Genomic DNA, 6,859 nt, shown 5'->3' with positions numbered 1-6,859 from the left:
CCGCCAAACGTGCCCAAGAAGAAGCAAAACAGCTGGCACAGACTAACACCCAAATTGACACTGCCATCACCATCAACAAAGAAGCAACCAACACGCTAAATTATGCCAGTAATCAAGCAAAGCAGGCCAAAACCCAAGCAGACAGCCCTGATACTGCCCAGCATGCCAAAACCCAAGCCCAAAGTGCTCTAAACACTGCCCAGCATGCCATAAGCCAAGCCCAAAGTGCCATCACCCAAGCCCAAAGTGCTTTGCAAGTTGCTAACACCATAGGCAACCAAGATGCCATCAATCGTGCTAAGCATGCTCTAAACGATGCCAACACAACCTTAGAACAAGCCCAACAAGCCAAACAACAAGCAGAGCAGGTTATCACACAGGCACAGGGCGTCATTGATAATCACAACACCCAACAACAAAACCACAATACGAATAAAATCAACACCATCATCGCCACTGCCAAAGACATTCATCAGCGGACAAATGACATCGCAGGCAAACTAGATGGTGCCAAACAAACCGCTGACACTGCCACCGAGCAGGCAGCTACCTTGATTAGCACTCAAAACGCCCTAACCAGTGCCGAAGTCGCCCAAACCCAAGCAGTACAGGCTAAGACCCAAGCAGAACAAGCGCTAAACGATGCCAAAAAAGCGCTAAACGATGCCCAAGCCATCAGTGCCAATAACGAAGCCATCAGTATCGCCCAAACCGCTGTGGCAAGTGCCGAAGAAGTATTAAAGCGTACCGAGACGATTTTGGCACAGACAAAAACCGCTGTGGAGCAAGTTGTGGAGCAAGTGGCAGTTACCGAAGCTCGTGCCTATGTCGCCCCCACGGATGATGATGTCATCAAAAAACAACAACCCACTTATGAGCGTCACGCCAACATCGCTCAGCCCACCGCCAAAGAAGGAACCATCACAGGTTACTCTAACATGGATAACTACATTAGCAATATAAACCAAACCTTTGGCAACAAAACAGAGATTTTCTATGGTCTAAGCCAACAGCAATATGCCAAAAAACTACACGAGCTAAAAAGTAGCATCGATACCACTGGGCTTAGCGTAGGTGTGATAGATAGTGGCATCTATCCTAAGAACCCTGACCTTGACGGAGCAAAATTAAGTGACACTATTTTGGTGGATTGTCCTGCCAGCAACCACTGCACCAATCACCTGCCTTATGAACAGTACAAACCTGTCAATTCACACGGCTCTAAGATGGCAGCCATCATTGCAGGTAACAACGGCATGACCAATGCCACCATTCACGCTTATACCGATGGCGATAAAAGCAATGAAGGCGATGAATTCACCGCCATGCTACAACTAAACAAAACTCACGGCGTCCAGATTTTTAATAACTCATGGGGCTACACACCAGATGCCAATGAGAGTGACAATCAGTGGCTAAACACCGCCATAAAGCACACCCCTGATGGCGATACCAAAAACAGTACGCATCCACAGGTACGTGCCATTCATGAGCTGATTGTCAATAGAGATGCTCTACTTATTCATGCCGCAGGCAATGAAACCAAAGAGACAACCTACGGAGAAAGGCTTGCTCCTGAGCTTAACCCCATCTTTAAAAAAGGCTTTTTGGCGGTGTCATCACCTCGTGAAGATTTTGCCCATGCCAATTACTGTGGTCAAGCCGCCACATGGTGTCTGGCAGCACCATCCACAAGTTACAGCCATAATAACGAGGGTAAATTAGAATTTTATAAAGGCACATCTCCTGCCACAGCTCGTGTTACAGGCACAGCCCTATTGGTCAAAGGGGCTTATCCTTGGATGAAAAATGAGAATCTGGTACAGACCTTACTTAGCACCGCTCAGGATTTTGATGAGATTAAAGAAAGAAGTGCCACATATTTATCTCTTGTGCCAGTAAAAGAGTCAGAGATTAATGATAAACAACCAATTTATGAAACCACTGATGACAAAGGCAACAAAATCATCCTTCAAAAAGCTGAAACACCATGGCAAGAGCGTAACGCCATTGATAATATCGGTGGCAAAAACATCACATGGCAAACTGGTTGGGGTCTGTTAGATACGGTTGCTGCCACCCAAGGCTATGGTGGTTTTTATTGGGATGGTGTCGTGCTGGACGTCAGTGGCAAAGATACCATTTCTGTTTTTTCTAACAACATCAAAGGCAAATACGGCTTTACCAAAGCAGGTGATGGCAAACTTGTCCTAACAGGCGATAACCGCTACCAAGGTGAGACCATCATCCAAAACGGCATCTTAGAAATCAATGGCAATAATGCCAGCTCAGCCATCAACCTGACAGGCGGTGAACTCACAGGCTATGGCACAACAGGCAGCATCAAACAAACTGGCGGTGCTGTCAATAACGAGGGCAATCTTAGCATTCATGGTAGCTACACCATGAATAATGACAGCACCCTAAAAGCCAAATTTGGTAACTTACTTAACGTAACTGGCAAAGCACAAGTAGACGGTACGCTAGACTTATATGATGAAGTTAAGCAAAGCGAACCACTTATCAAAGAGACAGGCTCAAAAACCACCGTGCTAAGAGCAGGTGAATTAAGTGGTAATTTTGATAATGTCAAATCAAGCAACGCCCTATTTAGCATCATCAAAACCGAATACAGTGGCAGAGTTGGTACAGATGGCAAAACCACGCCTAACGCCACCACCAAAACTGACGTTGTGGTCAGTGCCAAACGCAACAAACTGACCACCATGGGCAGTGAAAGCACTGCCAGTATTGGGCGACGTATGGTTGAGCAAAACATAGATAAAGTACTAAACACTTTGGATGTCAAAGATGATGTAGGCACACTCACCGCCCATGAGATGGCGTTTGCCACAGGATTTGCCAATAAAATATCAATGGCGACTAACAAATCCACACTTGATAAATTTGGCACGCCTGCCATCATTAACGACAAATATAACGAAACTCTATTTGCCCTTGACCCTGCTTTTTATGCCAATAATGCCATCCACGCCATTGAACAAAGTAGTACCCAAGCAACCAACTTTGCCAAAAATATGGCAAACGCTCCAAATGGCGTATGGCTAAAAAGCATCTACCAAACATACGAACTTGATCTACCAAGTAGCCAAAGCGAACGTAAAACCCGAAATCAAAGCATTGGCGTGGCAAAAACAGATGAACGTGTTGGGTTAGGTTTGCAACTTGACCTAGGTCATTTAGAACTTGATGAACAAAACGGTAGCACCAACCACAACATCAAAACAGACCTTACCGCCCTAACAGTAGGTATGAGTGGCACTTTGGGTAACAACACCAAAGGCACACTGTGGGCAAAAGCAGGAGTGTTAGGCAGTGATGCCAAAAACAACACCAATGCCAAACAAAAATATGACGGTCAGCTCTATGCTGGCGGTGTGCATCTTGGCACCTCTTATGTGCTAAGCCCCAACACCAGTATCAAACCATACATTGGCGTCAGCTATCACCAATACCAGCATGATAATGCCAATTTTAATGATGGTGTTGTTATGGTCAAAGACATTGACGCCACTCACTGGCAAGGCACCATTGGCGTAGACACACACCATCAAATCAGCCCCCAATGGCAAATACAAGCAGGCTTGCAATACGATAATGCCTTTAAGCAAGATGCGACGGTTACCAGTGCTTACTTAGGTACCAATACCGATGTCGTCTTTGATGCGTGGGAGACTGGCAAAGACAAAATCCAAGCCAGTTTAGGTACCAGCTATCAGATTGACCCAAAAAATCGTCTCAGCTTAGATTATGATTATTTCAAAAGCGAAAAATCAGACGGCGACCGTGTACAACTTACCCTAAACAGCCGTTTCTAAATCATCCCACCAAACAAAAACGGTTCACTTTTGAACCGTTTTTGTGATGATAACTGGTAAGTATTCATAAGCATTTAACTTGGAGCATTTAACTTGGAGCATTTAACCCAAAAATGACATTTTACAAAATTCTCACCCCTTGCCATAGAGCATACACCCCCAATACCAATAATATGACAGCGATGGCATGATTAAAAATCTCTTGGGAGAGCTTATCTCTGATGTATGAACCAAGATAAACAAAAAATAGCGAAATAAAAATCACAATACCAAGCAACCACATTTTTTTGTCATCAAAGCCAATAATCACAGGGGCGAGCATGACAATTTGAATGATTTTGGTAATCAAAATGCTGATATTATTGACAATGACCATCTCATGTTTGGTGCGACCAGTCCCCAAAAGATAAATCATCAAAAACGCCACAATCGCATTGGTAACACCTCCTACCACACCTGCAATAAAACCAAAAATGGCCATTGTTAAGTTGTCTTTTTTAAACCTAATGCGATATTTGGTATATTGTGTCATGACATAAAAAATGAGCGTCATCCCCAAAAAAATTTTAAGATAACTCTCAGCGAACAGTAGTAGCAACTTAACACCGATAATCCCACCAACAAAACTTGTCAAAAATAGCCAAAAATACTCTTTGCCGTATTTTAGAATATTACCGATAATCGTACCATCGGTGCGTAACATGATAAGATTAAGCACGATACATGGCACAACCACCATCGCCACCGCCACTTTTAGCTCATAAAAACTGGCAATAATCGCCGTTCCCACGATGGGGTAGCCAAAGCCTGTAACCCCATGTAATAATGCCCCAAGTACAAAAAAGACAATGATGACCCAATCATTATTGTCAAACTGTGATAACATGAATTACCCCCCATCCTTATGATAAAAATAATAAAAACGTGGGCAATTATCGCAAACTTTATCCAAAAAGTAATATGCACGATATCACAATGGTTATTCCAAAAATGAAAACACCGCATCAAAGCGGTATTTTCATGTCTGTTGGGAAAAGTTTTATCTTACGGATTTTGTCTGGATGGATTAATTCTCTTCATGCAAACGAGTATTTAGCTCATCAATGACCAACGCCCAAACAGCATCTAATTTCCATTCTTCTTCAATAAACATCAATTGCTGTTCATCAAAAAAGGGTGCTTCTTTTAGGGTAACCCCCTCTGGCAGTTGATTTTCCTTGATAAAAGCCTCAATCTCACTGTCCGAATTTGGTAAACCCAGCTGGGCAAACAGGTCATTCATGGTATGGTCGGCATTGTCTAACATGGTATTCTCCAAAATAAAAACTAAAATAAAAAATAAAATTTCGTCTCATTCTAACAAAATTTAGGCATGATATTGTGTGCTTTGTGTGCTAATTTTTATACAAATGTAAAAAACAAAGACAAGCCACTACATCAATGCTGACAAGATATTACCGCCCACGATACGAATACCTATCTCCAAGAGCGCCAACACCAAAATGGCAACAAGCACAGAAAAGTCAAGCATGCCAAGATTGGGGGTGATTTTACGAAATGGGGCAATGATTGGCTCTGCCATCTGCATGATGAGTTCTACGAGTGGGTGCATGACCTGAAAGAGCATAATCACCCAACTTAAAATGATTGATGCAAACACGATATACTGAAACATGTCAATGAGTGAGAGTATCGCCGTCAAACTGCCACTAAAAAATAGCACAAGCGGACTCATGGGTCTGCCCAAAATGCTCGCCATGCCTGCAATCTTAATGAAGGTCAATAACAACATCAGCACCGCCGCCGATGTGCTAAAACGCCCCTTACCCAGGTCAGGAAAAATACGCCCAAAGAGTGTTACCACCGCTGAGAGCATATAAGTAACTTTGGCATAAGGGTGCTTGGGGTCAATCTCAGCAAACTGAAACATGAACCTTAAAAAACAAATGATTAAGGCAAAATTGACAACAGCATTAAAAATAATGGTAATCGGTTCATTCATAATTGGTATTTTCTATCATCAGTCAATTTTTAAGAACATTGGGGCGTATTTGCTCTTTATAATATGATTCATATGTTGCAAATTTTGTATGAAAACAGGCGATTGCCCTGCTTTTAAAAAACAAGCACGCCCTATTTGTCATCAAATAACTCACCCAATTCTACACTTCTGTCATAACACGCCATCATCGCCCGCCCAAATGCACCACCCACATCATCACGCTCCAACGAAGATATTGCCTGTGCGGTCGTGCCACCTTTGGACATTACACTCATACGCAGTGCCTGTGGGTTGGCATCTTTGGCAAGCAGTCCTGCCCCCACCATACTCTGCACCGCCAACCGATGTGCATCATCGGCAGTGAGCCCCATGGTCATCGCTTGGGCAATCATATGTTCTAAGACATAAAAAAAGTACGCAGGAGCAGACCCTGCTACCGCTGTTACAGCATGTAGTTTGGTTTCATCATCCACCCACACCGCCACGCCACAGCTTGTCATGACCATCTCACACATGTCCTTATCCAATGAGCTTACCCCCTGATCGGCATACAGTCCTGTCGCTCCAGCCCCTAATGCAGATGGTAGATTTGGCATGGCACGCACCACACGCCCACAGCCTAAGACTCTTTGGAGTGTCGCACATGGCACGCCCGCCAGCACTGATAAGACAAGCTTATCCGCCAAATGTGGGGCAAGACTTGGGGCAACCTCCATCAATACCTGTGGCTTAACGGCAAGCACCACCATGTCCGCCTGTGTCATCAGCTGATGAGCGGTATCTGGTGTGGCGGTGAGTACCCCTTGACTTGCAAATCTGTCTCGCTTATCGGCATTTTTATCCGAAACCCCAATACTCAAAGCCAAATGATGACAACGTTTGGCGGTCAACAGACCATCAATCATCGCCCCTGCCATGTTACCGCCACCAATGAATGCCACGGTTTTATTGTGTAATACGTGAAAGTCCGTCATATATTGCCCCATTTAAAAGTCTGACCAATCCGCCATTTTACATG

General features: G+C 43.9%; 5 protein-coding genes. 1 reads left to right on the top strand and 4 read right to left on the bottom strand.

Features of this window, described 5'->3' with window-relative positions; all coding sequences use genetic code 11:
* On the top strand, nt 1–3,839 hold a 3,839-nt coding region (locus tag A7456_RS01460; RefSeq protein ID WP_067006843.1), incomplete at its 5' end, for a S8 family serine peptidase.
* Between the two features lie 121 nt (nt 3,840–3,960).
* On the opposite strand, the gene A7456_RS01455 is transcribed toward A7456_RS01460, so the two are convergent.
* The 4 genes from A7456_RS01455 to proC all read right to left on the bottom strand — a co-directional run bounded on the left by A7456_RS01455 (nt 3,961) and on the right by proC (nt 6,815).
* On the bottom strand, nt 3,961–4,725 hold the full coding sequence (locus A7456_RS01455; RefSeq protein ID WP_067006840.1) for a sulfite exporter TauE/SafE family protein: 765 nt from the start codon (nt 4,723–4,725) through the stop codon (nt 3,961–3,963).
* Nucleotides 4,726–4,905: 180 nt separating this feature from the next.
* Entirely contained in the window at nt 4,906–5,145 is a 240-nt protein-coding gene (locus A7456_RS01450) for a DUF2789 family protein (RefSeq protein ID WP_066886148.1), read from the bottom strand.
* Nucleotides 5,146–5,271: 126 nt separating this feature from the next.
* Nucleotides 5,272–5,769, bottom strand: a complete 498-nt coding sequence (locus tag A7456_RS01445; RefSeq protein ID WP_227713250.1) for a YggT family protein — start codon at nt 5,767–5,769, stop codon at nt 5,272–5,274.
* Between the two features lie 203 nt (nt 5,770–5,972).
* Complete coding sequence (gene proC, locus A7456_RS01440) at nt 5,973–6,815, bottom strand: pyrroline-5-carboxylate reductase (protein WP_066891687.1); 843 nt, start codon at nt 6,813–6,815, stop codon at nt 5,973–5,975.
* Nucleotides 6,816–6,859: the final 44 nt, after the last annotated feature.

The organism is Moraxella nonliquefaciens, assembly GCF_001679005.1.
GTDB classification, from domain to species: domain Bacteria; phylum Pseudomonadota; class Gammaproteobacteria; order Pseudomonadales; family Moraxellaceae; genus Moraxella; species Moraxella nonliquefaciens.
This window is presented reverse-complemented; position numbering and strand designations above follow the sequence as displayed.